Consider the following 25,830-nt stretch of genomic DNA (forward strand, 5'->3'; position numbering starts at 1 on the left):
CGTGAGCACGACCGGCGACAGCAGCCCGACGTTCTACGAGCGGGTGGGCGGCGGCGAGACCTTCCGCCGCCTCGTGGCCCGCTTCTACGCCGGGGTGGCCGACGACCCGGTGCTGCGCCCGCTCTACCCCGAGGAGGACCTCGGGCCGGCCGAGGTGCGGCTGCGGATGTTCCTCGAGCAGTACTGGGGCGGCCCGCGCACCTACTCCGACCAGCGCGGGCACCCGCGGCTGCGGATGCGCCACGGCGGCTGGTCCATCGGGGAGCGCGAGCGCGACGCCTGGCTGCGCCACATGCGCGACGCCGTCGACGAGCTCGACCTCGAGCCGGAGGCGGAGCGCGAGCTGTGGGCGTACCTGGTGATGGCGGCGCAGAGCATGGTCAACGCGGCTCCCGAGCGCGGGCTCCCGCTCGCCTGAGGGCGCAGCGGTGCGTGCGAGCATGCGGGGGTGACTTCCCCGTGGTGGCGTGACGCCGTGATCTACCAGGTCTACCCGCGCAGCTTCGCCGACAGCGACGGCGACGGGCTCGGCGACCTCGGCGGCGTCATCGCCCACCTCGACCACGTCCGCGACCTCGGCGTCGACGCGATCTGGCTCAACCCGTTCTACCCCTCCCCGCAGAACGACGCGGGCTACGACGTCTCCGACTACCGCGACGTCGACCCGCGCTTCGGCACGCTCGCCGACGCCGACAGGCTGCTGCAGGAGGCGCACGCGCGCGGGCTCAAGGTGCTCGTCGACCTCGTGCCCAACCACACCTCGAGCGAGCACGCGTGGTTCCGGGCGGCGCTCGCCGCGGCGCCCGGCAGCCGCGAGCGCGCCCGCTACCTGTTCCGCGAGGGCCGCGGCGAGGACGGCGCGCAGCCGCCCAACGACTGGACGTCCGTCTTCGGCGGCCCGGCGTGGACCCGCGTCCCGGACGGCCAGTGGTACCTCCACCTGTTCGACAGCACCCAGCCCGACCTCGACTGGACCAACCCCGAGGTGGTCGAGGAGTTCCACGACGTCCTGCGCTTCTGGCTCGACCGCGGCGTCGACGGCTTCCGCATCGACGTCGCGCACGGGCTCGCCAAGGACCCGGCGATGCCCGACCTCGCCGGCCGCTTCCCCACCGCCGGGCCCGCGCCGTTCGGCCACCCCCACTGGGACCTCGACGAGGTCCACGAGGTCTACCGCGGCTGGCGGCAGGTGCTCGACGCGTACGCCGGCGACCGGACGTTCGTCGCCGAGGCGTGGGTCGCCTCGCCGGAGCGGCTCGCGCTCTACCTGCGCGCCGACGAGCTGCACACGGCCTTCGGCTTCGGCTTCCTGCTCGCGCCGTTCACCGCGGAGGACCTGCGCCGCGTCGTGGACGACAGCCTGGCGGCGCTGGAGGAGGTCGGCGCGCCGGCGACCTGGGTGCTGTCCAACCACGACGTCGTCCGGCACCCGACGCGGCTCGGCGGCGGTGCCCCCGGCCTCGCGCGCGCCCGCGCACTGACGCAGCTCATGCTCGCGCTGCCCGGCGGCGCGTACGTCTACCAGGGCGAGGAGCTCGGCCTCGAGGAGGTGCAGGACCTCCCCGACGAGCTGCGCCAGGACCCGACGTTCGCGCGCACGGGCGGCGAGGAGGTCGGCCGTGACGGCTGCCGCGTGCCGCTGCCGTGGTCCGGGAAGGAGCCGCCCTTCGGCTTCGGCGGCGAGCCGTGGCTGCCGCAGCCCGCGTCCTGGGCGCCGCTCACGGTCGAGGCGCAGGAGGCCGACCCGGGCTCGACGCTCGCGTTCTACCGGCGCGCGCTGCGGCTGCGCAAGGAGCACCCCGCGCTCGGCGAGGGGACGCTCGAGTGGCTCGACGCGGCGCCCGGCGTGCTCGCGTTCCGGCGCGAGCCGGGCCTCGTCTGCGCGCTCAACACGGGCGACTCCCCCGCCCCCGCGCCGGTCGCCGGCCGGGTGCTGCTCGCGAGCGGCGAGCTGCCCGACGACGGCGTGCTGCCCGGCGCGACGGCCGTCTGGTACGCCGTCGACTGAGCCGCCGGCGCCCTCGGCCGTCGGCCTAGTCGACGAGCTTGGCCCTCATCCGCCACACCGCGAGCCAGCCCGCGAGCAGCGCGAACAGCGCGAGGACCGCCACGTGGCCCAGGTCGGCGAGCGGGTGCAGGCCGAACACCGCGTGCCGGACGAGCTCCACGCAGTGGTAGAGCGGGTTGAGCGTGGCCAGCCCCTGCGCCCAGCCGGGCAGCTGCGACACGGGGAAGAAGGTCCCCGCCACGAGGAACAGCGGGGTGATGACGCCCGAGATGATGTAGTTGAACGAGTCGATCGAGGGGACCAGCGCGCTCGCGAGGATGCCGGCGAGCGCGAACCCGAGACCGGTGAGGAAGCCGATGAGCGGGACGAGCACCATCCCCGGTGCGGGGTCCAGCCCGAAGCACATCGCGACGGCCAGCGGCGCGAGGCAGTAGACCCCGGCCTTGACCGCGATGAACAGCGCCTCCCCCAGCACGACCTCGTGGGTGTCGACGGGTGCGGCGAGCAGCGCGTCGTACGCGTGCTGGTACACCCGGCGCACGAAGGTCTGGAACATGCCGGCGAAGGCGGACACGAACAGCGCGGTGGTCGCGACCACGCCGGTGCCGAGGAACTCGATGTAGCGGTAGCCGGCGATGCGGCCGACCAGCGAGCCGAACCCGGTGCCGAACGACAGCAGGTAGATCGTCGGCTCGACGACCGCCGAGAAGCTGGTCGAGCGCCAGTAGTAGGTGAACAGCGTCACCTCGTGCCGCCACACCCCCGCCAGGGCGGGCAGCTCGACCGCGCGCAGCCGCGCGGGCTCGGTGCGTGCGGCTCCCGCCGTCTCCGTGCTCACGCCACCACCTCCCCGGTCAGCGCCACGAACACGTCCTCGAGGTTGGCCGGCCGCTCGAGCCGCTCGCCCAGCTGCTCGGCGAGCTCGGCGGGCATCGACTCCGCGCGCAGGACCGACACGGAGGGCCCCGTGCGGCGCGTCGGCAGGCCCGCGCCGTGCACGCGCTCGGCCACCTCCTCGAGCCGGTGCGGCGGGCCGTAGTACTCGTACGCCCGCTCCCCCGCGTGCTCGGCGAGCAGGTCCGCCGGCCGGCCCTGCGCGACGACCCGGCCGGCGGCCACGACGGCGACGAGGTCGGCGAGCCGCTCGGCCTCCTCGATGTAGTGCGTGGACATGAGGACGGTGACCCCCTCGGCGCGCAGCCCGTCGATGAGCGACCAGAGCTCCTGGCGCACCTGCGGGTCCAGCCCGACGGTCGGCTCGTCGAGCAGCACCAGCGCCGGACGGTGCACCAGCCCGCGGGCGATGAGCAGCCGGCGGCGCATGCCGCCCGACAGCTTGTCCACGCGGGTGTCCGCGCGGTCGGTCAGCTGCGCGACCCCCAGGGCCCGGGCCACGGCCGCGTCGCGCTCGCGGCGGGGGACGCGGTAGAGCCGCGCGAACACCTGGAGGTTCTGCTCGCACGAGAGCTGCTCGTCGAGGTTGTCGCGCTGCGGCACGACGCCCATCGCGGCACGCACCCGCTTGGACTCGCGCGGCACCTCGAGCCCGAGCACGCGGATCTCCCCGGCGTCGGCGAGGGCCTGCGCCGTGAGCAGCCGCATCGTCGTCGACTTCCCCGCGCCGTTGGGCCCGAGCAGGCCGAAGCAGGACCCCTCCGGCACCTCGAGGTCGAGCCCGTCGACGGCCTGCACGCTGCCGAAGGCCTTGCGCACGCCGGACAGGGAGATCGCCGCTCGCGTCGTCACGGCGCCGACCCTACGGCGGGGCACCGACGGAGTGCAGCCGAGTTCCGCCCCGGCTGCCGCTCCTCCGCTCAGCCCCTGCGCGGGCCCCCGCGGCGCGGGCGGCCGGCACCCGCGCGCGGCGGGCGCGGCGCGGAGGGCTGGACGACGGGCTCGGGCTGCGGCACGACCAGCGGGGCGTGCTCGCCGACGAGGCCCGCGAGGACCTGGTCGCCGGGCCGCACCCGGTGCTGCGCCGGCGTGATCTTCGCCTGCCGCGAGAGCAGCTGCACGTCGCGCCGCTGGTCCGGCGTCATCACCGTGACCACCGCGCCGCTCGCGCCCGCCCGGGCGGTGCGCCCGGAGCGGTGGAGGTAGGCCTTGTGCTCGGCCGGGGGGTCGACGTGGACGACGAGCTCGACCTCGTCGACGTGGATGCCGCGCGCAGCGATGTCGGTCGCCACCAGCACGCGGACACCGCCCTCGGAGAACGCCTGGAGGTTCCGCTCGCGGGCGTTCTGCGAGAGGTTGCCGTGCAGGTCGACGGCGGGCACGCCGGCCGCGGTGAGCTGCTTGGCGAGCTTCTTCGCCTGGTGCTTGGTGCGGGTGAACAGCACCCGGCGCCCGAGGCCCGAGGCGAGCTCGCGGACGACCGCGCCCTTGTCCTCCTCGACGACCTCGAGCACGTGGTGCTCCATCGTCTGGACCGGCGCGACGGGCGGCGCGACGGCGTGGAGCTTGGGGTCGGTGAGGTAGCGCTGCACGAGCACGTCCACGCCGTTGTCGAGCGTGGCCGAGAACAGCAGCCGCTGGCCACGCGCCGGCGTCTTGTCCAGCAGGCGCTTGACGCCGGGCAGGAAGCCGAGGTCGGCCATGTGGTCGGCCTCGTCGAGCACGGTCACCGCGACCGAGCCGAGGTCGCACAGGCCCTGGCGGACGAGGTCCTCGAGCCGGCCCGGGCAGGCGATGACGATGTCGGCACCGGCCTGGAGGGCGCGCTCCTGGCGGCCCTGGGGGACGCCACCGAAGATCGTCGTGGTGCGCAGCCCGGCGGCGGTCGCCAGCGGCGCCACCGTGTCGGCGACCTGGTTGGCGAGCTCGCGCGTCGGCACGAGCACGAGGCCGCGCGGGGTGCTCGGGCGGCTGCGGGGGGCGCCGGAGAGACGGGCGACCAGCGGCAGCGCGAACGCGAGCGTCTTGCCGCTGCCCGTCGCGCCGCGGCCGAGGACGTCGCGCCCGGCGAGGGAGTCCGGCAGCGTCGCGGTCTGGATCGGGAAGGCCGTGGTCTTGCCCTGCCGGACCAGCTCGGCGGCGAGCGCGGCGGGCACGCCGAGCTCGGCGAAGGTGCGGGTCGGCAGCTCCGCGACCGCCGGCTGCGCGGCGGGCTGCGCGCCCGGCTGGGGGGCGGCCGGGCGCGGGGCGCGCTGGCCGGTGGGAGCGGTGCGCGCCGCGGGGACCGGGCGGCCACCCGTGGGGCGGGGGCCGGAGCCGCGCCCGGACGGGCGGGGGGCGTGCTGGCGCGGGGGCATGCTGGACTGCGTCAAGGGACGTCCTCATCGGGTGTGGCCGCTGCGCGCGCTGCCCGACGATGGGAACCCGCCCCGGTGGGCGGTGCGACGACCTCGGACGCGCAGCAGTGCGGCGTCCTCGTCACCATTGTGCATGATCCGCCCGGCGGGCGCAGGCGTGCCGCACCGCTGCGCGGACGCCGCAGCAGCCGCCCACCCCTCCTCCGGACGGCGGAGGAGCGGACTGCAGGACTTCCGCCCTGCCGGCCGACAGGCCCATGATCAGCGGCGCGGGACGTCGCCGGTACCGGTGCTCCCGCCGCACGGAGGGGGGCGGCGGTGCCCGGGACCGGCACGACCAGCGAGGGGCTGCTCGACGCCGTGTTCGAGTCGCTCCCCGGGCAGGTCGCGGTGCTCGACGCCGACGGCGTCGTGCTGCTGGTGAACCGGGCCTGGCGCGAGTTCGCCGAGCGCGCGGGGGGCGCGCAGTGCGGCCCGGGCACGAGCTTCTTCGGGGTCTGCGCCCGCGCGCAGGGGGCGGCGGCCGGCGAGGCGGCCCTCGCCGCGGCCGGTGTGCGCGCCGTGCTCGACGGGGTGACCCGCGAGTTCACCATGGACGTCGCCTGCGACACGCCCCTCGGCCGGCTGTGGTTCAGCGCGTCGGCCGTGCCGCTGCTGAGCGGGAGCGGGGCGCTGCTGTCGTACCTCGAGATCACCGAGCGCAAGCAGAGCGAGGTGCGCGCCGCGTACCGCGCGGCGCACGACCCGCTCACCGGGCTGCCGAACCGGTTCCTGCTCCAGGACCGGCTGGCGCACGCCCTCGCCGCCGCGTCGCGCGGCGACGTCTCGGTCGCCCTGCTCTTCCTCGACGTCGACGCGTTCAAGCGGGTGAACGACCGCTTCGGCCACGTGGTCGGGGACGCGGTGCTGGTGGAGGTCGCGCGCCGGCTGCGCCGCTGCGTACGCCCCGGGGACACCGTCGGTCGGCTGGCGGGCGACGAGTTCGTCGTCGTGTGCGCCGGACCGCGCGCCGCGGCGTCGGCCGGGGCCATCGCGCGCCGGGTGGAGACCGCGATGGCCGAGCCCGTCCTCGTCGAGCACGGCGCGCTGCGCCTCGGGGTCAGCACCGGCATCGCCATGGGCCGGCCCGGCGACGACGCGGACGAGGTGCTGCGCCGGGCGGACGAGGCGATGTTCCGGGCGAAGGCGGGCCGGCGCTGACGTGCGGGGACGGGCTCAAGCCGGGCGGCGGACGGCCGATGACCGACGTACGGGGCCAGTCGAGGAGGTGCGCCGTGCCCGAACGCGTCGCCGAGCTCGCGCGCGAGCTCGCGGAGGTCACCCGCGAGGGCGTCGCGGGGATCACCGCGGTCACCGCGCGGACCAAGCTGCTCTCGCTCAACGCCCGGATCGAGGCCGCCCGCGCCGGGAGCGCGGGGCTGGGCTTCGGGGTCGTCGCCGACGAGGTCGGGGCGGTCAGCCGGACCGTGGACGAGCTGACGGGGACGCTCACCGCCGAGCTCGAGACGCGCGTGGCCCGGCTGCAGGAGCTCGGCGACCAGCTGGTCGCGGACGTGCGCGGCACCCGGCTCGCCGACCTCGCCCGGATGGCCATCGACATCGTCGACCGCAACCTCTACGAGCGCTCCTGCGACGTGCGCTGGTGGGCGACCGACGCCGCCGTCGTCGCGGCGTGCTCCCCGCACGGCGACCGCGCCCACGCGAGCGCGCGGCTCGGCGTCATCCTCGACTCGTACACCGTCTACCTCGACCTCTGGCTGGCCGACGCCGACGGTCGCGTCATCGCCAGCGGTCGGCCGGGCCAGCACCCCGTGGCCGGGCTCGACGTCTCGCGCGAGCCGTGGTTCCGCCAGGCCGTCGCCACGCGCAGCGGCGAGGAGTTCGCGGTCGTCGACGTCGAGCGCAACCCCGCCCTGGGCGGGCGCGCCGTGGCGACGTACGCGACGGCCGTGCGCGCGGGCGGCGCCGCCGACGGGGCGGTCGTCGGTGCGCTGGGGATCTTCTTCGACTGGGAGCCGCAGGCCGCCGCCGTGCTCGCGGGCATCCCGCTCGGCGACGAGGAGCGCACGCGCACCCGCTGCCTCGTGGTCGACTCGGCCGCCCGCGTGCTCGCCGCCAGCAGCGGCGGCGGCGAGCTCGAGGAGGTCGTCGCGCTCGACGTGCACGGGAAGCAGGGCCACTACCGGCGCGCGGACGGCACGGTCGTCGGCTACTGCCTCACGCCGGGGTACGAGACCTACCGCGGGCTCGGCTGGTACGGCGTGCTGGAGCAGCGCCCGCCGGGCGTCGGGCGCTAGGACCGCTCGGCGGCGGGTACGCCGCCCCCGTGCCCTACGTCGACAGCGAGGTGGCCCCGCTGCGCAGCGTGCTGCTGCACAGGCCCGGCCTCGAGCTCGCCCGCCTCACACCGCGCAACAGCGGGGCCCTCCTCTTCGACGGGGTCCCCTGGGTGTCCCGCGCGCAGGAGGAGCACGACGCGTTCGCCGAGGAGCTGCGCCGGCGCGACGTGGAGGTGCTGCTGCTCGGCGAGCTGCTCGCCGAGGCGCTCGCGGTCCCAGCAGCGCGCGAGGAGGCCGTCGCCTCCGCCCTGGCGCCGGGCCGGCTGGGCGACGTGCTCGCGGCGCGCGTCGGTGCGCACCTGCACGGCCTGCACCCCCGGGACCTGGCGACCGCCCTCGTGGCCGGCCTGGCCCGCGACGAGCTGGACGCCGGCGACGGCCTCGTCGCCCGGCTGCTCGCGCCCGAGGAGTTCCTCGTCGCGCCGCTGCCGAACCTGCTGTTCACCCGGGACTCCAGCGTCTGGGTCGGGTCGGAGGTCGCCGTCACCCGGCTCGCCATGCCCGCCCGCCGCCGGGAGACGGCGCTGACCCGGCTCGTCTTCACCCACCACCCCCGCTTCGCGGGCACGGGGCACCTCTACGACCGGAGCGACGAGCCGCTCGAGGGTGGTGACGTGCTGCTCCTGTCGCCCGGCGTCGTGGCGGTCGGCACGGGCGAACGGACGACCGCTGCGGGCGTGGAGCGGCTGGCGCGCGCCCTGCTGGGCCGGCACGCGGCTGGGAGGGGGCTCGTCAGCACGGTGCTCGCCGTGCCCGTGCCGCAGCGGCGCGCGACCATGCACCTGGACACGCTGATGACCATGGTCGACGCCGAGACCGTCGTGATGTACCCGGGCGCGGCCGACGGGCTGGTCGCGCACACGGTGACCGCCGCCGAGGGCGGCGGGCTGCGGGTCGAGGGTCCGGCGCCCCTGCTCGAGGCCGCTGCCGCCGCGATGGGCCTCGACAAGCTGCGGGTCATCGACACCGGCATGCTCCACCCGGTCGTCGCGGAGCGCGAGCAGTGGGACGACGGCAACAACACCCTCGCCCTCGCCCCGGGGGTCTGCGTCGCGTACGAGCGCAACACCGGCACCAACGACCGGCTCGAAGCGGCGGGCGTGGAGGTGGTCCGGATCGCGGGCAGCGAGCTCGGGAGCGGGAGGGGCGGCCCGCGCTGCATGTCGTGCCCGTTGGAGCGCGAGCCGCTGGCGAGCTGGGTGCCGGGGGTTCGGGCGGGGTCCGGCCGGGGCACGGTCTGGTCCATGAGCGAGCAGCACGCACCCGACGAGATGCCCGACGACTCCGCCACCCGCGTGCCGGACGGGGCCGTCGACGAGTCCCGCCTCCACGACATGGGCGGGGACATCGGACCTGCGTCCGTCCGGGCCTCCAGCGCGGACGACGGCAGCGGCAGTGCGGAGGACGCGGCCCCGCACGAGGGCTACGCCCGTGAGGTGCCGGACTCCACCATCGGCGCGGACGCGCCGCGCGACTCGCCGGTCTCGGGGTCGGACCAGAGCGGCGACATCGCGCCCGCGCCCGTGGCCGGCGCGCCCTCCGAGTACATCTCGGTCGACGAGGCCGACAACCTCGGGCGCGGCGCCGACGGCGACACGGCCGCCCGGCTGGCGCAGGACGACCTGTAGGCGGCGGGCGCAGCAGGGCGCGCCGGGCGAGCAGCACCGGCGCACCGGCTGCGGGCCGGCCGCGAGCAGCGGTCAGGGGGTCTCGGGCTCCGTACGGTGCGCCTCGACGAACGCGCGCTCGGCCGGGCTGAGCCGGCGCGGCCTGCCCGCGGCGAGGTCGTAGGCCACGAGGGTCGAGCGGGCCCGGGCGTAGGTCGTCGCGTCGTCGTGCACGCGGTAGGCGACCTCGAAGGACCCGCCGCCGACCGTCGCGACCCCCACCTCGACGTCGATGCCCCGGGGGTGCCAGACGAGCGGGGCGAGGTAGTCGATCTCGTGCCGCGCGACGACGAGGCCCTCGCGCAGCGCCGCCACGCCGGCGTCCGCGCCCACCCGGAACAGCAGGTCGATGCGGGCCTCCTCGAGGTAACCGAGGAAGGCGACGTTGTTGACGTGCTGGTAGGCGTCCATGTCCCCCCACCGCATCGGCACGCGGACGCGGTGGAGGGGCACGGCTGCTCCCGGGCTGTGCGGGTGCGGGCTCAGTCGCGGCCGAGCTTGCGGTAGGTCATGCGGTGCGGGCGCGCGGCGTCGGCGCCGAGCCGCTCGACCTTGTTGGCCTCGTAGGACTCGAAGTTGCCCTCGAACCAGAACCACTTCGCCGGCTGCTCCTCGGTGCCCTCGTAGGCGAGGATGTGCGTCGCCACGCGGTCGAGGAACCACCGGTCGTGGGAGATGACCACCGCGCAGCCCGGGAACTCGAGCAGCGCGTTCTCCAGCGAGGTCAGGGTCTCCACGTCGAGGTCGTTGGTCGGCTCGTCGAGGAGCAGCAGGTTGCCGCCCTCCTTGAGCGTGAGGGCGAGGTTGAGCCGGTTGCGCTCACCGCCGGAGAGCACGCCCGCGGGCTTCTGCTGGTCGGGGCCCTTGAAGCCGAACGCGCTGACGTAGGCGCGCGAGGGCATCTCGACCTGGCCGACGTGGATGAAGTCGAGGCCGTCGGAGACGACCTCCCACAGCGTCTTCTTCGGGTCGATGCCGCCGCGGCCCTGGTCGACGTAGGAGACCTTGACCGTCTCGCCGACGCGGACCGCGCCCGAGTCGGGCTGCTCCTCCCCCGTCAGCATCTTGAACAGCGTGGTCTTGCCCGCGCCGTTGGGACCGATGATGCCGACGATGCCGTTGCGCGGCAGCGAGAACGACAGGTCCTCGATGAGCGTCCGGTCACCGAAGCCCTTGGTGAGGTGCTCGGTCTCGACGACGACCGAGCCCAGGCGCGGGCCCGGCGGGATCTGGATCTCCTCGAAGTCGAGCTTGCGGGTCCGCTCGGCCTCCGCCGCCATCTCCTCGTAGCGGGCGAGGCGCGCCTTGGACTTCGCCTGGCGCCCCTTCGCGTTGGAGCGCACCCACTCGAGCTCCTCCTTGAGCCGCTTGGCGCGCTTGGCGTCCTTCTGGCCCTCGACCTTGAGCCGCGAGGCCTTGGTCTCGAGGTAGGTCGAGTAGTTGCCCTCGTAGGGGTAGGCGCGCCCGCGGTCGAGCTCGAGGATCCACTGCGCGACGTTGTCGAGGAAGTACCGGTCGTGGGTGACCGCGACGACCGTGCCGGCGTACTTCGCGAGGTGCTGCTCGAGCCACAGCACGCTCTCGGCGTCGAGGTGGTTGGTGGGCTCGTCGAGCAGCAGCAGGTCGGGCGCCTCGAGCAGCAGCTTGCACAGCGCGACGCGGCGCCGCTCACCGCCGGAGAGCAGGGTGACGTCGGCGTCCGGCGGCGGGCAGCGCAGCGCGTCCATCGCCTGCTCGAGCTGCGAGTCCAGGTCCCACGCGTTGCGGTGGTCGAGCTGCTCCTGCAGCGTGCCCATCTCCGCGAGCAGCTCGTCGCTGTAGTCGGTCGCCATGAGCTCGGCGATCTCGTTGAAGCGGTCGAGCATCGCCTTGGTCTCGGCCACGCCCTCCTGGACGTTGCCGAGGACGTCCTTCTCCTCGTTGAGCGGCGGCTCCTGGAGCAGGATGCCGACGGAGTACCCCGGGGTGAGGATCGCGTCGCCGTTGGACGGCTGGTCGAGCCCCGCCATGATCTTGAGCACGCTCGACTTGCCGGCGCCGTTGGGGCCGACGACCCCGATCTTGGCGCCCGGGAAGAACGACAGGGTCACGTCGTCGAGGATGACCTTGTCGCCGTGCGCCTTGCGCGCCTTGCGCATCGTGTAGATGAACTCCGCCATGGCTACAGCCTAGGGCTCCGCCGGCACCCCGCCCCGCGACCGCGCCCCGCCGCTCAGCCGCCAGCCGCCGCCGCGCCGACCAGCTCGCCCTGGTGGGTGCCCCCGCGCAGCCCGCCCACGGCGTCCGCCGCCTCCGCCGCGTCGATCGTCTCGACCGGCAGCGCGGCCACCGCCTCCGGCTCGGCGGTGCGCTCCTTGCGCTCGGCCCGGCGGAAGTGGGTCGACCCGCGCGAGAGGTCGTGCCCCACCGTGTCCGCGCTCAGCTCGAGCGCGGTGCCCGAGCGCTCGCCGCTGGTCCACTCGCGGGAGCGCAGCGTCCCCCGGACGACCACGGGGTCGCCCTTGCGCAGCGAGTTGGCCGCGTTGACCGCGAGGTCGCGCCAGCAGGTGACGCTGTAGAAGGTCGTGTCGCCGTCGGCCCACGACCCGTCGCGCAGCCTCCGGCGCGGGGTGTGCGCGAGCCCGAAGTTCGTGCGCGGCACGCCCTCCTCCGTCTCGCCGTGCCGGCAGTCGGAGGTCAGGTTGCCCACCAGCGTGACGTACGCGTCGTTCACGGTCCGCTCCTCTCGCCGGGCGGCGCCGCTCGCCGCCCGCTCCACGAGGCTGCGGCGCGACCACCGCGTACGGACAGGGCGGGAGCCCCTCTTGGGGACAAGCGGTCACCGCGGCACGACCAGCCCCTGTGGACAGCGCGGCAGACTGGGACGGTGGACGTGCCCGACCTCGTCGCCCGGCTGCGCGCCGCGGGGTGCGTGTTCGCCGAGGACGAGGCGCGGCTGCTCCTCGCCGACGGCCGCGACCTCGAGCCCCTGGTGGCGCGCCGCGTCGTGGGCGAGCCGCTCGAGCAGGTGCTGGGCTGGGCGGAGCTCGCCGGCGTGCGCGTCGCGCTGGCACCGGGCGTCTTCGTGCCCCGCCAGCGCAGCGCGCACCTCGTCGAGCACGCTGCCGTCCTCGCCCGCCCGGGCTCGGTCGTCGTCGACCTCTGCTGCGGCTCCGGCGCGCTCGGGCTCGCCGTCGCGCGGGCCGTCCCGGGGGTGCGCCTCGTGGCCGCCGACCTCGACCCGGTCGCCGTGGCCTGCGCGGCGGGGAACCTCGCGGGGGTCGGCACGGCGTACCAGGGGGACCTCTGCGCGGCGCTCCCGCCGGAGCTGCGCGGGCGGGTCGACGTGCTCGTCGCCAACGCGCCGTACGTCCCCAGCGGTGCGGTCGCCACCCTGCCGCCGGAGGCGCGCGACCACGAGCCCCTGCTCGCGCTCGACGGCGGGGTCGACGGGCTCGACGTGCACCGGCGCATCGCGGCGGAAGCACGCGAGTGGCTGGCGCCGGGCGGGACCCTGCTCGTCGAGACGGGCGAGGAGCAGGCCGGAGCGGCCGTCGCCCTGCTCGAGGCGGCCGGGCTGCACGCCGACGTGGATCTCAGCGAGGAGTGGGGCAGCGCGGTCGTCAGCGGCCGGAGGCGCTGAGCCCGGCGACCGTCCCGATGACGACGACGGCCGGAGGGCGTACGCCGGACCCGGTCACCGCCGCCGCGAGCCCGGCCAGCGGCGCGCGCACCACCCGCTGCGACTCGAGCGTCCCCTCCGCCACGACCGCGCACGGGGTCTCCGGGTCCCGGCCGTGCTCGACGAGGGCGTCGCTGATCGCGCCCAGCCGGTCGACGGCCATGAGCAGCACCAGCGTCCCGCGCAGCCGCGCCAGCGCCGGCCAGTCGACGGTCGACCGCGGGTCGCCGGGCGCGAGGTGCCCCGACACCACGGTGAACTCCTGGGCGAGGCCCAGGTGCGTCACGGGGACGTCAGCCGCCGCCGGCGCCGCCAGCGCGCTCGTGACGCCGGGGACGACCTCGACCGGCAGGCCGGCCGCGCGGCACGCCTGGAGCTCCTCGAAGCCCCGGCCGAAGACGTACGGGTCACCGCCCTTGAGCCGCACGACCCGATGACCCGCGAGCCCGTGCTCGACGAGCATCCGGGTGGTCTCCTCCTGCGGCACGCTGCGGCCGTTGGGGTCCTTCGACGCGTCCAGCACGACGGCGCCGGGAGCGAGGAGCCCCTGCACCGCCGGTGCGAGCCGGTCGGTGACGACGACGTCGGCGGCGCCGAGGAGCGCGAGGCCGCGTACGGTCAGCAGCCCGGTGTCCCCCGGGCCACCGCCCACCAGCGCGACAGATCCGCGCGGCGGCAGGGCTTCCCGCGACTCGCCCGCCAGGACCGCCCGCAGCGCCGCGACGAACGCGTCGTTGGTCGCGGCATCGCGGACGGCGATGCGGATCCAGTCCGAGCCGAGTCCCGGGAAGGTCTCGCCACGGCGTACGGCGAAGCCCTGGGCCTGCAGCGCTTCCCGGACGTCCGGGCGGCCCGGAACCTGCAGCAGCACGAACGACGTCGACTGGCCCTCGTGGACCCGGGCGCCCTCGACGGCGGCGAGCGCAGCGCAGAGCTGCTCGCGGTCGGCGCCGATCGCCCGGGCGCGGTCCTCGGCCTCGCGCACGGCGTCCGGCCCGCTGCACGCCTCGAGCGCGACGAGGGCCGGCGTCGACACCGACCACAGCGGCTGCGCCTCGCCGAGCTCGTGCACCAGGCCGGGATCGGCCAGCAGGTAGCCGACGCGCAGCCCCGCGAGCCCCCAGGTCTTCGTGAGGCTGCGGATGACGACGAGCCCGGGCAGGTCCTGCCGTCCGGCCAGCGACTCCGGCTCCCCCGGCGCGGTGTCGGCGAAGGCCTCGTCCACGACGACCACGCGCCCGGGGCGGCAGAGCGCCGCGAGGGCGTCGGCCGGGTGCAGCACCGAGGTCGGGTTGGTGGGGTTGCCCACGACGACGAGGTCCGCGGTGTCCGGGACCGCGGCAGGGTCGAGCACGAACGGCGGCGGCAGGACCACCTGGTGCACCGCATGTCCTGCTGCCCGCAGCGCGGCCTCGGGCTCGGTGAACTGCGGGTGCACGACGACCGCGTGCCGCGGCCGGAGGATCCGGGCGAGCAGCACGAAGGCCTCGGCCGCGCCCGAGGTGAGCAGCACCTCGGCGGCCGCCCGGCCGTGGCGGCGGGACACGGCCTGCCGCGCCACCGCGGTGTCGGGGTACGCCGCGAGCCGTCCCAGCGACGCCGCGATGCGCGCGTGCAGCCACGGCGGTGGGCCGTCCGGGCGCACGTTGACCGCGAGGTCGACGAGCCCCGGCACCGCGTCCCGGTCACCGTGGTGGCGCAGGGCCGCAGCCTCACCCATGGGCATGCGCGTGGGGGTGCTCGTGCCCGTGGGAGTGCGTGCTGTCGTCGGGGTGGTCGTGCGGCGCCTGAGCCGCACCGACGCGGTGCTCGTGGCCGGGCATGGCGATCCGGTAGATGCAGGTGTCGCAGTTCATCCGGATGTCCCCGCGCAGCGCCTCCTCGTAGCGCTCTGCGACGAGCCCCGCCAGCTCGTCGCAGTCGCCGAGCAGCCCGGCGACGCGGACGTCGAGGTCGGGGTGCTCGGCGGCGTACGCCTGCGTCTGCTCGACGATCCGGTCGGGCAGCACGCCGGCGAAGAGGAAGTACGGCGCCACCACGATGTGCTTCGCGCCGAGCCGCCGGGCGCGCTCGATCCCCTCCGGCACGCTCGGCCGCGCCAGGGAGATGAAGGCCGGCTCGACGAACGCGTAGCCACGACCCTCCCAGAGCAGTCGCGCGACCTTGGCGATCTCGGCGTTGCCGTCGGGGTCCGTGGACCCGCGCCCCACGAGCACGACCGCGGTGTCCTCGCGCGGCAGGTCGCCGGCGACCGCGGCGATGCGCGTCTCCAGGACGTCCTGCAGCACCGGGTGCGGGCCGAGGGGTCGGCCGTACGCGTAGGTCAGGCCGGCGTGCCGGTCCTGCTCGCGCTGCATGGCGCCGGGGATGTCCCCCTTGCCGTGCCCTGCGGCGACCAGCACAAGCGGGACGGCGACGAGGTGGCGGTGACCGGCACCCACCAGCTCGGCGACGACGTCGCGCACCGGCGGCGGCGACAGCTCGATGAAGCCGCCCCGCACGGGGATCCCGCGGGGGGCGAGCAGCCGGCCGGTCCGCTCGATGAGCGCCTGGAACTGCGCCACACCCTCGGCACTGCGCGTGCCGTGGCCGACGACGAAGAGCGGGGGGCGGGTCATGCGGGCTCCTCGTGGTAGAGCAGGGCGTTGACGGCGGCGGAGGCGACCGCGGAGCCGCCCTTCTCCGAGATGTTGCTGATGGCAGGCAGTCCTGACTTGCGCAGGGCCTGCTTGGACTCGACGGCGCCGACGAAGCCGACGGGGAGACCGACGACGAGCGCGGGGCGGGCGTCGAGCGCCAGCAGCTCGACCAGCGCGGTCGGCGCGTTGCCGACGACCCACACCGCGCCGGGGCCGACCTCCTGCAGCGCCAGGCGGAACCCCTCGGCCGAGCGCGTCCGGCCGGCGGACGCCACGGCCTGCCGCACGCGGCAGACGCTGGCCCTCGTCGTGATCCCCGCGGCGACCATCTCGGCGTCGACGACGATCGTGGCGCCGTCGGCCAGCGCCGAGAAGCCCTGCTGCAGAGCGGCTTCGTCCGTGACGACGTCGTCGAGGTACGCGGGGTCCGCGCTCGCGTGGATGATGCGCTCCACGACGGCGCGGGTCAGCGGGGGCAGGGCCGAGGTGTCGACCCGGCGGCGCATCCGCGCGTACGACTCGACCTCGATGGGGTGCACGGTGCGCGGCATCAGCGGGCCACCAGCTCGATCGCGTCCACGGGACACACCTCCACGCACTCGCCGCACCCGCTGCACCGCTCCAGCACGACGAGCGTGCTGCCCTGCGGCCGGATCGCGTGCTCGGGGCAGGTGAGCAGGCAGGCGCCGCACCCCTGGCAGGCGCGGACCTGCGCGATCAGCGCTGCCACTTGTAGCCCCTCGGTGTCACCATGCGCCCCGCGACCATGCGGGTGTTGCTGCTGCCGACGACGACGAGGGAGTACATGTCGACGTCGGCCGGGTCGAGGTCGGCCAGGGTGCTGACGATGACGGCCTCGTCGCTGCGGCTGGCGTTGCGCACGACGCCGACCGGCGTCGTGGACGGCCTGCGGGACAGCAGGATCTCGAGCGCGGTGCCGAGCTGCCAGTCGCGCTGCCGGCTGCGCGGGTTGTAGAAGACGACGACGAAGTCGCCGTCGGCGCACGCCCTGAGCCTGCGCTCGATGGCCTCCCACGGGGTGTGGAGGTCGGAGAGCGAGACGTACGCCGTGTCGTGCCCCAGCGGCGCACCCAGCAGTGCGGAGGCGGCGAGGGCGGCGGTGATGCCCGGCACCCCGACGACGTCGATGTCGTCGCCCGCGACGTCGAGCGCGGGCGAGGCCATGGCGTACACACCGGCGTCGCCGGAGCCGATGAGGGCGACGGCGTGCCCGAGCTGCGCCTGCTCGACGGCGGTACGCGCCCGGGCCTCCTCGTCACCGAGGCCGCTGGCGAGCACGGTGGCGCCGGGACGCAGCAGGTCGCGCACCTGGTCGAGGTACTGGTCGAGACCGACGACGACGGAGGCCCGGGCGAGCTCCTCCGCGGCCCGCGGGGTCAGCAGGTCGCGGGCGCCGGGACCGAGGCCCACCACGGCGAGCCGGCCGCGGGGGCGGCGCCGGGCGACGGCGACGGTGGCCATGGGCGACTTCTGCTTGTGCACCAGCAGCTCTGCGCCGGATCCGGCGGTGACGAGCGCGGCGGCCTCCGCGACGGAGGCGGTGCCCACCTCCGCGGCGACGACGGCGCTGGGGTTGGGGACCTCGACCTCGGCGAGCACCGCGGCGGGGTGCACCTCGACGGCCCACCCCCGCGAGCGGGCCGCCTCGAGGATGCCCTCCTCGTCGGCCTTGAGGTCGACCGTGGCGAGCACGCCCACGGACGCCGGGGAGAGACCGGCCTCTGCGAGGGCCGCGTCGACGAGTGCGAGCACCTCCTCGGCGGCGACACCGCGGCTCGACCCGACGCCGAGCACCAGCGACGGGGGCCGCAGCACCGCGGTGCGGCCGTCGAGCGGCAGCTCCCGGTCGGTCACGGCGAGGACCATCTCGCCGTCCTCCCCCACGTTGGCGGGCAGCGCGGGCAGCGGCCACGTGGCGTCGGAGGCGAGGCGCACGGGCGTGCCGTCGAGGACCGCGCGGGTCACGGCGGCCACCGCCCCCTCCACCGGCCAGCCGAGGGTGTCGAGCCCCGGGACGGCCGTGGCGTCGGTCGCCGTCGTCACCACGGGCTCAGTGCCGAGCACGGCGGAGAGGCGGTGCGTCAGGGCGTTCGCCCCGCCGGCATGGCCGCCGAGCACGGCCACCGCGTGCCGCCGGCCCTCGTCGACGCAGACGAGCCCGGGGTCGGTGTGCTTGTCGTGCAGGAGGGGCGCGACGAGGCGCACCGCGGCGCCGACGGCGAGGAAGGCCACGACCTGGTCGCACTCGCCCCACGCCTGGCGCAGCGCGTCGGCGACGGGACGCGGGTAGTGGCGCGTCTCCTCCGGCCACGCCTCGGCGACCGACGCTGCGGCCCGGCGGCCCGCAGCGGTGACGGCGACGAGCCCGATCACCGTGCACGTCCTACGACCAGCAGCACGGGGTTCGCCGCCGCGAGCCGCGACGACCCGTCCGGCAGCGGAGCGAGCCGCGAGGTCGAGACGAGGGAGCCCGCCACGGCGTACGACGCCTGCTCGAGCGCCTCCTTGACCGGCCCGAAGCGGTCGAGCGCCGCGAGCGCGACGACGACGGTCTCCGCGCCAGCCTCCGCCACCGCCGCCACCGCCGGGACTCCGCCACCGCCGACGAAGACGGCGTCGGGTCGCGGCAGGTCCTGCAGTGCTGCAGGCGCTTCTCCCGCCACCACCTGGACCTCCACCCCGTGCCGCTCCGCGTTGCTCTTGATCCTCGCCCGCTGCTGGGCATCCCGCTCGACGGCGACGACGGCGGCGCCGAAGCGCGCGCACTCGATGCCGACGCTGCCGCTGCCGGCCCCCACGTCCCAGACGAGCCGCCCTGGAGCGGGGGCGAGGCGCGGGAGGGCGAGCGCGCGGACCTCGGACTTGGTGACCATGCCGTCGCGGTGGGCGAACTCGTCCTCGGACAGCGCCCAGCCCTCGGGCGCCGCAGCGCCGAAGACCCACCCGCGCCGCGACTCCTCCGGCGCGAGGCAGAGGACGACATTGGGCTCGGCCCAGTCGTGCTCGCCGGCCCGCGCGGCCGGCACCTCGACGACCCGCTCGTCCGCACTGCCGAGGCGCTCGGCGACGAGCAGCGTGCGAGGCACTCCGGCGAGCCCGGCCGCCAGCTCGGCGGGGCCGGAGCCGGGAGCGGTCAGCACGGCGACCTTGCGACGGGCGCGGCAGACGTTGACAGCACGGCGCAGCTCCCGACCGTGCGCGCTGACCACCACCGCATCGTCCCAGGGCAACCCCGCCCGCGCGAACGCGAGCGCGACGGAGGACAGCGCGGGGAACACGCGGAGCCGCAGCCCCTTCTCGCGCAGCGCCCGGACGATGCCGAAGAACCCCGGGTCCCCACTGGCGAGCACGACCACCGGCCCACCAGTGGGATCGGCGGCGTGCCGCTCGACCTCCTCCAGCGCACGCGTGACGTCCCCCATGACGACCCGGCGAGCGCCGTGCGGCACGGGCACCGCGTCGAGGTGGCGCTGTCCGCCGGCGACGAGGGTGGCCTTCTCGAGCAGCGCCAGGGCATCACCGCTCGGGGGCGATCCGTCGAGCCCGATGACCGCGATCACGCCGCCCACTCCTCGCGGGTGGCCGCAACGACCGTACGGCCGGTGAAGTCGACCATCGCCACGTCGGCCGCGAGCGCCTGCTCGGTGAAGCGCTCGAGCACCTCGGCGACCCGGCGGCAGAGCAGCGTGCCTGCGGCCTCGAGGATCCCGGCCTGCTCCCACAGCTCGTACGCGTGCCGCGCGGTGTTCGCGGCCACGACCTCGGCGACGACGGCGTCACTGCCCCCGGCGGTGCGCGTCACGTCCGCGAGCAGCGAGAGGTCGACCTTCGAGCGGGTGTAGTGCGTCATGAGGATGCCGGCGGCGAGCTTCGACAGCTTGCCGACCATGCCGACGAAGACCACGCGCTGCAGGGAGTTCTCGCGGGCACGGCGCAGCGCGGCACCGGTGAAGTCGCCGACCTCGACGAAGCAGACCTCGGGCAGCTCGGGCAGCAGCGCCATCGCGCCCTTCTCCGTACGGCCTCCGGTGACGAGCACGAGCGTGGTCTCGCCCTGGGCGGCCATGACGGACACGGCCTGCTCGACGCTCGCCCGCCAGGATGCGGTGGAGAACGGCCGGACGATCCCCGTGGTGCCGAGGATGCTGATGCCGCCGAGGATCCCGAGCCGGGCGTTGGTGGTCTTGCGCGCCATGAGCTCGCCCTCGGGGACGCTGACGACGACCCGGGCGCCGCGGTCGCCCACGACCTCCTCGACCGCCTGCCGGATCATCGCACGGGGCGTGGGGTTGATGGCGGGACCACCGACCTCCAGCCCGAGGCCGGGCCTGGTGACGACACCGACGCCCACCCCGCCCTCGAGCTCGACGCCGGGCACCGGCAGCCAGCTCACCGTGGCGGTGAGGTGCGCGCCGTGCGTGACGTCCGGGTCGTCACCGGCGTCCTTGACGACGACCGCGGTCGCGCGCTCGGCGGACACCTCGCAGGAGTCGACGACGAAGGTCACCCGGTTGCCGCTGGGCAGCGCGACCTCCACGACCTCCGGGGCCGCCTGGTCGCGCAGGGCGGTGGCCGCCGCCTTCGCGGCGGCGGACGCGCAGGTGCCCGTGGTCCAGCCGGTACGCAGCGCCTGGGGACGCTGCTTCATCGTGCGCGGCAGGTCGGGCTCGCGGAGCTCGGGCCCCTGCTGCGGGTCGTCCGGCACGCTCACGCGCTCCCGCCCTCGGCACGCGCCCGCCGCAGCTCGCGCCGAGCCGCGGGGTCCGCCCGGCGGAAGCCGTGGAAGTGCCCCGGGTGGTAGAGGTGCGAGCGCGTCCCGTGCGCCCCCAGGGCCGGGCCGACGAGGAAGAGCGTGTGCTTCCAGAGCTTGTGCTCCTTGACCGTGTCCTCGAGCGTCCCGACCGTGCACGTGACGACGAGCTCGTCCGGCCAGGTCGCCTGGAACGCGATGACGACGGGGGTGTCCTCGGCGTACCCGCCCTCGAGCAGCTCCTCCTGCAGCTGACCGGACCGTGCGGCGGAGAGGAAGACCGCCATGGTCGTGCCGTGGCGCGCGAACTCCCGGACCTCCTCCCCCGGCGGCATCGGCGTCTTGCCACCGCCGAGCCGGGTGAGGATGACGGACTGCGCGACCTCGGGGATCGTCAGCTCGCGCTGCACGATCGCGGCGACGGCGGAGAAGGCACTGACACCGGGGATGATCTCGACCTCGAGGCCGAGCTCGCGGCAGCGGTCGAGCTGCTCCTGCACGGCTCCCCACAGCGCCGGGTCGCCGGAGTGGATGCGCGCGACGCGCAGCCCCTGCTCGACGGCGCGCTGGTAGATCGGGAGCACGCCCTCCATGGGCAGCTGCGCGGAGTCGACGACCTCGGCGCCCTCGCGGCAGTGCTCGAGCACGGCCTCCTCGACGAGGCTGGACGCCCAGATGACGACATCGGCGTCCGCGATCGCCTTGGCAGCACGGAAGGTCAGCAGGTCGGCGGCGCCGGGACCGGCCCCCACGAACGTCACCTTGCCGGTGCTCACAGCCTGCCTCCTCGGGTGCCCCGCGCGGGGGGTGCGATGACGGTGGAGAGGTACGGCGCCTCGGCGTCCGCGGGGACCTCGGTCAGCGGGCGCACGTCCTCGTCGGGGAGTCCCAGCGCCGCACCGAAGACGGCACCCTCGAGCCGGCCCCGCGCCTCCAGGACCGCGCGGACCGCCGGGAGGTGGCGCCCGCCCTTGTAGGCGACGACGGTGTCGAAGGCGTCCAGCGCCTCCTCGTAGGCCGCGATGCCGGCTGTCAGCGGCAGCAACGCCAGCGACTCGGTCCCCTCGCAGAGCACGGAACCGCTGCGGGCAGCCAGGTCCTGCATCGCGGTGATGCCGGGGACGGTCTCGACCACGAGCCCCGGCACGGCCTCGGCGACGGTGTCGGCGAGGTAGGAGAACGTCGAGTAGACGTTGGGGTCGCCGATCGTGGCGAAGGCGACCGTGCCCGCGCCAGCGGCGAAGGCGTCGGCAACAGCAGAACCGGCTGCCGCCCAGGCACTCTCACGGCGAGGGGTGACGCCACCGCGGTCGTCGAGCGCGAATACCACACGGCGTACGCGGTCGTGCGTCACGTGCGCCCGCACCGTGGCCTCGGCACGGCCGGGGACGTCGAGCGCCATCACCGGCACGAAGACCACGTCCGCCTCCGCGAGCACGCGGACGCCCTTGACCGTGACGAGGTCGGGGTCACCGGGACCGACGCCCACCCCCACGAGACGCGCACTCATGCCGCGGCCGCAGCAGCGGTGAAGCGGGCCGCGATGCCCGGGGCACCCGCCCAGTGGACGTGGAGGTAGGACGCGTGTACGCCGCCGCTGACGAAGCCCTCGGCGGCACCGCCCGCCCACTGCCACGCCGGGCTCGTCCCGCCCACGGCCGGGCGGGTGCAGGCGGTGCGGTGGAACTCGTGACCACGTACGCGCTCGCCGGTCCGCGCCAGCACCGAGTCCGAGACGGCCACGGCCTCGCGGTAGCCGAGGGTGAGCTGTCCGGTCATGCGCGCCTCGATGTCGAGCACGCCGCACATCTCCTTGCCGTCCAAGCGCTTCGCGAGGTAGAGCAGCCCGGCGCACTCGGCCGCGATGGGCGCGCCCGAGGCGGCCAGAGCCAGCACGGAGGCGCGGAGGGGCTCGTTGGCGGAGAGCTCCGCGGCGTACATCTCGGGGAAGCCGCCGCCCACCACGAGGCCGCGCGCGCCCTCGGGCAGCGACTCGTCGCGCAGCGGGTCGACGGGCACGACCTCAGCACCTGCCGCGCGGAGCAGTTCGGCGGTCTCGGCGTAGGAGAAGGTGAACGCCGCGCCGGAGGCGACCGCGATCCGGGGACGGCCCGGCACCGGGTCACCCACGGCGACGCGCGGGTCCCAGGCGGCGGCGGACAGCGGCGGCGCGGTGCGGGCCAGGTCGTGCAGCGCGTCGAGGTCGACGCAGGCGTCGACGAGCTCGCCGAGGGCGCGCACGGTGGAGACGCTGGCGGCCGAGCGCTCGGCCACGGGTACGAGCCCGAGGTGCCGGGAGGGCGCGGCGATGGCGTCGGAGCGCGGCAGCGCCCCGAGGACGGGGACGCCGATCTCCTCGAGCGCGTCGCGCACGATCTGCTCGTGGCGCTCGGACGCGACGCGGTTGAGGATGACGCCGCCGAGACGCACACCCGGGTCGAAGGTCGCGAAGCCGTGCACCAGCGCGGCGACCGAGCGGCCCTGCGAGGACGGGTCGACGACGAGGACGACGGGAGCGCGGAGCAGCTTGGCGATCTGGGCGGTGGAGGCGAGCTCCCCGCGCCCGCTCGCGCCGTCGTAGAGCCCCATGACGCCCTCGACCACGGCGAGGTCGGCGCCGGCCGCACCGTGCAGGAACATCGGGACGATGCGCTCCTCGCCGCAGAGGAACGCGTCGAGGTTGCGGCCGAGCCGGCCCGCGGCGAGCGCGTGGTAGCCCGGGTCGATGTAGTCCGGACCGACCTTGTGCGGCGAGACGGCGAGCCCGCGGTGCGCGAACGCCGCGAGCAGACCGGTGGTGACGGTCGTCTTGCCGTGGCCGCTGGCGGGCGCCGCGAGGACGACCCGCGGGATGCTCACCACTCGATCCCCCGCTGGCCCTTCTGCCCCGCGTCCATCGGGTGCTTGACCTTGGTCATCTCGACCACGAGGTCGGCCGCCTCGACCAGGCGCGGGTCGGCGCCCCGGCCGGTGATGACGACGTGCTGGGTGCCGGGGCGGTCGCGCAGCACCGAGACGACCTCGTCGACGTCGACCCAGCCCCAGGTCATCGGGTAGGTGAACTCGTCGAGGACGTAGAGGCCGTGGGTCTCCGCGGCGAGGTCGCGCTGGATCTGCGCCCAGCCCTCGCGCGCGTCGGCGGCGTGGTCCTCCTCGGTGCCCGGGCGCTGGGTCCACGACCAGCCCTCGCCCATCTTGTGCCAGGCGACGGGCGCGCCCTCGCCGGTCTGCTCGTGGACCCGGCCGAGCGCCTTGAACGCCGACTCCTCGCCGACCTTCCACTTCGCGGACTTGACGAACTGGAACACCCCGATGGGGATGCCGGCGTTCCACGCGCGCAGGGCGAGCCCGAACGCCGCGGTGGACTTGCCCTTCATCTCGCCGGTGTGGACGACGACGAGCGGGCGGTTGCGGCGCTGGCGCGTGGTGAGCCCGTCCTCGGGGACGACGCTCGGCTTGCCCTGCGGCATCAGGCGGCCCTGCCCTTCGCTGTGGTCCTGCCCGGCAGCGTCGTCTCGCGGACGAGCGCCGCGAGGCTCTCGGCGGCGAGCTCCTCGAGGCGTACGCAGTCGCCGCCGAGCCCCGCTGCCAGCTGCGCCGCGAGCCCGAGCCGGACCGGGCCCGACTCGCAGTCGACCACGACGCTCGTCACCCCGCGCGCCTGCAGCAGAGCGGCGGCGCGCTCCGGCGCCTCGCCGCTCGTGTGCCGGCCGTCGGTGACGACGACGAGCAGGGGCCGCCGGCGCGGGTCGCGCACCCGCTCCAGGCGCAGCACCTGCTCGGCCTGGAGCAGTCCGGCGGTGAGCGGCGTGCGGCCGCCGGTCGGGAGCGCCTGCAGCCGCGCCGCGCCCGCCTCGACCGACCACGTCGCGGGCAGCGCCGTCTCGGCGGCCGCGCCGCGGAAGGTGACGACGGCGACCTTGTCGCGGCGCTGGTACGCGTCGAGCAGCAGGCTCAGCACCGCGCCCTTGACCGCGGACATCCGCTGGCGCGCCGCCATCGAGCCCGACGCGTCGACGCAGAAGACGACGAGGTTGGACTCGCGGCCCTCGCGCACGGCCTGACGCAGGTCCTGGCGGCGGACGACGAGCGCGCCGTCCCGCCCGCGGCGCTGCTGGTGGGGCGCGGCCGCGCGCAGGGTCGCGGCGAGGTGCAGCGCGGTGACCGGGCCGCGCGGCAGCTCGCTGCGCACCGTCCGCCCGTTGCTGGTGCGCGCGCGGGAGCGCCGGCCCTCGGCGCCGTCGCCGAGACCGGCGACGCGGAGGGGACGCACGGCGTACGGGCTGGCCGCGGAGGCGACGGCCTCGCTGCTGCCGGTGGGGCTGCCGGGAGCCGGGTCGCCCCCGCCGGCCTCGGGCGTCGCGCTGTCGCCGGGGGCGTCGGCGCCCTCGCCGCCGCCCGAAGGACCAGGTCCCGCAGGCTCGGGGTCGGGCTCCGGCTCGGGCGCGCTGGACTCGAGCGCCTCGTCGAGCTGCTGGGAGTCGAGGCCGGGCGCGTCGAACGGGTTGCGCCGGCGCCGGTGCGGCAGCGCGAGGAGCGCGGCCTGCCGCACGTCCTCCGGCAGCACCTCGGTGCGGCCGTCCCAGGCGGCGAGCGCGATCGCCGTCCGCGCGGTGACGAGGTCGGCGCGCAGGCCGTCGACGTCGAACGCCGCGCAGACCGCGGTGACCTGGCGCAGCGCGGCGTCGGAGAGCACGACGGAGGGCAGCAGCGCGCGGGCGGCGGCGATGCGGCCGGCGAGGGCAGCGTCCTCCGCGGCCCATCCTGCGGCGAAGCCCGCGGGGTCGGCGTCGTACGCGAGCCGGCGGCGCACCACCTCGGCGCGCTCGGACGGCTCGCGGGAGGCGCGCACCTCGACCGTGAGGCCGAAGCGGTCGAGCAGCTGCGGGCGGAGCTCGCCCTCCTCGGGGTTCATGGTCCCGACCAGCAGGAAGCGCGAGGCGTGCGTGACCGAGACGCCCTCACGCTCGACGTGCGCGCGGCCCATCGCCGCCGCGTCCAGCAGCAGGTCGACCAGATGGTCGGAGAGCAGGTTGACCTCGTCGACGTAGAGCACGCCGCGGTGCGCGGCCGCGAGCAGCCCCGGGTCGAAGGCCTTGACCCCCTCGCCGAGCGCGCGCTCGAGGTCGAGCGAGCCGACGACCCGGTCCTCGGAGGCACCGACCGGCAGCTCGACCAGCCGCGCCGGGCGCTCGGCGGCCGGCCCCTGGGGGTCGTGCGGGCCGTCGGGGCAGGCGGGGTCAGGGGCGGCGGGGTCGCAGGAGAAGCGGCAGCCCGGGACGACCGCGAGCGGCGGGAGCAGCGCGGCGAGCGCCCGCACGACCGTCGACTTGGCGGTGCCCTTCTCGCCGCGCACGAGGACCCCGCCGATCGCGGGGTCCACGGCGTTGACGAGCAGGGCCAGCCGCAGGTCGTCGAGGCCGACGACGGCGGAGAACGGGTAGCGCGCGTCGGAAGCGCGCACCTCGGGGAGTGCCAACGCCGTACGTCCCTC

At 75.8% G+C, this 25,830-nt stretch carries 23 protein-coding genes and 1 pseudogene; 6 read left to right on the forward strand and 18 right to left on the reverse strand.

Going from position 1 to position 25,830, the window contains the following annotated elements:
- The first annotated feature begins 1 nt into the window (after nucleotide 1).
- Entirely contained in the window at nucleotides 2-418 is a 417-nt protein-coding gene (locus EV189_RS07900; RefSeq protein ID WP_130492375.1) for a globin, read from the forward strand.
- A 30-nt stretch (nucleotides 419-448) separates the two neighbouring features.
- Complete coding sequence (locus EV189_RS07905; protein WP_130492376.1) at nucleotides 449-2,008, forward strand: glycoside hydrolase family 13 protein; 1,560 nt, start codon at nucleotides 449-451, stop codon at nucleotides 2,006-2,008.
- 25 nt (nucleotides 2,009-2,033) lie between these two features.
- Here the strand turns inward: EV189_RS07905 and EV189_RS07910 are convergent, their stop codons facing one another.
- The 3 genes from EV189_RS07910 to EV189_RS07920 form a co-directional block, all read right to left on the reverse strand.
- Nucleotides 2,034-2,846, reverse strand: coding sequence for an ABC transporter permease (locus tag EV189_RS07910; RefSeq protein ID WP_196788538.1), 813 nt, complete (start codon nucleotides 2,844-2,846; stop codon nucleotides 2,034-2,036).
- Nucleotides 2,843-3,754 carry an ABC transporter ATP-binding protein gene (locus tag EV189_RS07915; protein WP_231116175.1) on the reverse strand — a complete coding sequence of 304 codons (912 nt, stop codon included), beginning with the start codon at nucleotides 3,752-3,754 and terminating at the stop codon, nucleotides 2,843-2,845. Before EV189_RS07915 ends, EV189_RS07910 begins: the two co-directional genes overlap by 4 nt.
- A 68-nt stretch (nucleotides 3,755-3,822) precedes the next feature.
- Nucleotides 3,823-5,274 carry a DEAD/DEAH box helicase gene (locus tag EV189_RS07920; protein WP_231116176.1) on the reverse strand — a complete coding sequence of 484 codons (1,452 nt, stop codon included), beginning with the start codon at nucleotides 5,272-5,274 and terminating at the stop codon, nucleotides 3,823-3,825.
- A 303-nt stretch (nucleotides 5,275-5,577) separates the two neighbouring features.
- Between EV189_RS07920 and EV189_RS07925 the strand changes: the two genes are divergently transcribed.
- From EV189_RS07925 to EV189_RS07935, 3 genes and pseudogenes are all read left to right on the forward strand, one after another.
- A complete protein-coding gene (locus EV189_RS07925; protein ID WP_130492377.1) occupies nucleotides 5,578-6,459 on the forward strand; it encodes a sensor domain-containing diguanylate cyclase in 882 nt (293 codons plus the stop codon).
- A gap of 74 nt (nucleotides 6,460-6,533) precedes the next feature.
- Entirely contained in the window at nucleotides 6,534-7,556 is a 1,023-nt protein-coding gene (locus EV189_RS20965; protein ID WP_269204179.1) for a methyl-accepting chemotaxis protein, read from the forward strand.
- A gap of 29 nt (nucleotides 7,557-7,585) precedes the next feature.
- Nucleotides 7,586-8,788: pseudogene (locus EV189_RS07935) on the forward strand (arginine deiminase); the annotation flags it as partial.
- 510 nt (nucleotides 8,789-9,298) lie between these two features.
- On the opposite strand, the gene EV189_RS07940 reads toward EV189_RS07935, so the two are convergent.
- Genes EV189_RS07940 through EV189_RS07950 form a run of 3 tightly spaced genes read right to left on the reverse strand, consistent with a single transcriptional unit; the run spans nucleotide 9,299 to nucleotide 11,978 of the window.
- Nucleotides 9,299-9,718 (reverse strand): acyl-CoA thioesterase, encoded by a 420-nt coding sequence (locus tag EV189_RS07940; protein ID WP_231116177.1) that lies wholly within the window; start codon nucleotides 9,716-9,718, stop codon nucleotides 9,299-9,301.
- 29 nt (nucleotides 9,719-9,747) lie between these two features.
- Nucleotides 9,748-11,424, reverse strand: a complete 1,677-nt coding sequence (ettA, locus tag EV189_RS07945) for an energy-dependent translational throttle protein EttA (RefSeq protein WP_130492380.1) — start codon at nucleotides 11,422-11,424, stop codon at nucleotides 9,748-9,750.
- Nucleotides 11,425-11,477: 53 nt separating this feature from the next.
- Nucleotides 11,478-11,978: a single-stranded DNA-binding protein gene (locus EV189_RS07950; protein WP_165400191.1), complete on the reverse strand. Its 501-nt coding sequence runs from the start codon at nucleotides 11,976-11,978 to the stop codon at nucleotides 11,478-11,480.
- 159 nt (nucleotides 11,979-12,137) lie between these two features.
- On the opposite strand from EV189_RS07950, the gene EV189_RS07955 reads away from it, so the two are divergent.
- Nucleotides 12,138-12,887 (forward strand): putative protein N(5)-glutamine methyltransferase, encoded by a 750-nt coding sequence (locus tag EV189_RS07955; protein ID WP_130492945.1) that lies wholly within the window; start codon nucleotides 12,138-12,140, stop codon nucleotides 12,885-12,887.
- On the opposite strand, the gene cobC is transcribed toward EV189_RS07955, so the two are convergent.
- The 12 genes from cobC to EV189_RS08015 are packed head-to-tail and all read right to left on the reverse strand — an operon-like array spanning nucleotide 12,868 to nucleotide 25,800.
- A complete protein-coding gene (gene cobC, locus EV189_RS07960; RefSeq protein ID WP_130492382.1) occupies nucleotides 12,868-14,652 on the reverse strand; it encodes an Rv2231c family pyridoxal phosphate-dependent protein CobC in 1,785 nt (594 codons plus the stop codon). The two genes, EV189_RS07955 and cobC, sit on opposite strands and share 20 nt — an antisense overlap.
- Nucleotides 14,639-15,544 carry a sirohydrochlorin chelatase gene (locus EV189_RS07965; protein ID WP_130492383.1) on the reverse strand — a complete coding sequence of 302 codons (906 nt, stop codon included), beginning with the start codon at nucleotides 15,542-15,544 and terminating at the stop codon, nucleotides 14,639-14,641. The genes cobC and EV189_RS07965 overlap by 14 nt, the downstream gene beginning before the upstream one ends.
- Nucleotides 15,541-16,116 (reverse strand): precorrin-8X methylmutase, encoded by a 576-nt coding sequence (locus tag EV189_RS07970; RefSeq protein ID WP_130492384.1) that lies wholly within the window; start codon nucleotides 16,114-16,116, stop codon nucleotides 15,541-15,543. The genes EV189_RS07965 and EV189_RS07970 overlap by 4 nt, the downstream gene beginning before the upstream one ends.
- Nucleotides 16,116-16,295, reverse strand: coding sequence for a 4Fe-4S dicluster domain-containing protein (locus EV189_RS07975; protein WP_130492385.1), 180 nt, complete (start codon nucleotides 16,293-16,295; stop codon nucleotides 16,116-16,118). Before EV189_RS07975 ends, EV189_RS07970 begins: the two co-directional genes overlap by 1 nt.
- Nucleotides 16,283-17,959, reverse strand: a complete 1,677-nt coding sequence (gene cobJ, locus EV189_RS07980; RefSeq protein WP_130492386.1) for a precorrin-3B C(17)-methyltransferase — start codon at nucleotides 17,957-17,959, stop codon at nucleotides 16,283-16,285. Before cobJ ends, EV189_RS07975 begins: the two co-directional genes overlap by 13 nt.
- The gene (gene cbiE, locus EV189_RS07985) at nucleotides 17,956-19,146 is read right to left on the reverse strand and encodes a precorrin-6y C5,15-methyltransferase (decarboxylating) subunit CbiE (protein WP_130492387.1); all 1,191 of its coding nucleotides are present in this window, start codon (nucleotides 19,144-19,146) and stop codon (nucleotides 17,956-17,958) included. Before cbiE ends, cobJ begins: the two co-directional genes overlap by 4 nt.
- Nucleotides 19,143-20,234: a cobalt-precorrin-5B (C(1))-methyltransferase gene (locus EV189_RS07990; RefSeq protein ID WP_130492946.1), complete on the reverse strand. Its 1,092-nt coding sequence runs from the start codon at nucleotides 20,232-20,234 to the stop codon at nucleotides 19,143-19,145. The genes cbiE and EV189_RS07990 overlap by 4 nt, the downstream gene beginning before the upstream one ends.
- Nucleotides 20,235-20,293: 59 nt before the next feature.
- On the reverse strand, nucleotides 20,294-21,112 hold the full coding sequence (gene cobM / locus EV189_RS07995) for a precorrin-4 C(11)-methyltransferase (protein ID WP_130492388.1): 819 nt from the start codon (nucleotides 21,110-21,112) through the stop codon (nucleotides 20,294-20,296).
- Nucleotides 21,109-21,846: a precorrin-2 C(20)-methyltransferase gene (gene cobI, locus EV189_RS08000; RefSeq protein ID WP_130492389.1), complete on the reverse strand. Its 738-nt coding sequence runs from the start codon at nucleotides 21,844-21,846 to the stop codon at nucleotides 21,109-21,111. The genes cobM and cobI overlap by 4 nt, the downstream gene beginning before the upstream one ends.
- Nucleotides 21,843-23,198, reverse strand: a complete 1,356-nt coding sequence (locus EV189_RS08005) for a cobyrinate a,c-diamide synthase (RefSeq protein ID WP_130492390.1) — start codon at nucleotides 23,196-23,198, stop codon at nucleotides 21,843-21,845. The genes cobI and EV189_RS08005 overlap by 4 nt, the downstream gene beginning before the upstream one ends.
- The gene (gene cobO / locus EV189_RS08010) at nucleotides 23,192-23,806 is read right to left on the reverse strand and encodes a cob(I)yrinic acid a,c-diamide adenosyltransferase (protein ID WP_130492391.1); all 615 of its coding nucleotides are present in this window, start codon (nucleotides 23,804-23,806) and stop codon (nucleotides 23,192-23,194) included. Before cobO ends, EV189_RS08005 begins: the two co-directional genes overlap by 7 nt.
- Nucleotides 23,806-25,800, reverse strand: coding sequence for a putative cobaltochelatase (locus EV189_RS08015; protein ID WP_130492392.1), 1,995 nt, complete (start codon nucleotides 25,798-25,800; stop codon nucleotides 23,806-23,808). Before EV189_RS08015 ends, cobO begins: the two co-directional genes overlap by 1 nt.
- Between the last annotated feature and the right edge of the window lie 30 nt (nucleotides 25,801-25,830).

Source organism: Motilibacter rhizosphaerae (assembly GCF_004216915.1).
Classification (GTDB): Bacteria; Actinomycetota; Actinomycetes; order Motilibacterales; family Motilibacteraceae; genus Motilibacter; species Motilibacter rhizosphaerae.